The sequence below is a fragment of the Aquitalea sp. S1-19 genome, assembly GCF_024343515.1.
In genome coordinates, this window is sequence record NZ_RJTZ01000380.1 from 1 (window position 1) to 352 (window position 352).

1 pseudogene is annotated in these 352 nt (G+C 59.9%); it reads right to left on the minus strand.

The annotated features are described in order from the left end of the window. Positions 1 to 352: pseudogene (locus tag EGI20_RS19165) on the minus strand (hypothetical protein); the annotation flags it as partial.

Here is a 352-nt window from a genome sequence, read left to right on the forward strand (position 1 = left end):
CCGGATAGGCACATCCTCACCGAACATGCGCACGCTCTCCGCGCCGGCCATTGGGCTGTTGAGATAGATGGGCACATCCGGAATCCGCTTTGCCTGCTTTAATCTGAACAGCAAAAGCAGCAAGGTTTGCGCCCGCTCCACGGCAAACGACGGGATCACCACCACCCCGCCGCGACGCACGGTGCGACAAACCACATCGGCCAGCAAGGCCTCGGTATCTTGTTTCGGGTGATGGCGATTGCCATAGGTCGACTCGACAAACAGGATGTCGCACTGGCTGACCGTATCCGGCTTGAAGGTAATCGGGTCGTTCGGCCGGCCCAGGTCGCCGGAAAACAGCAGTGTCTTGCCA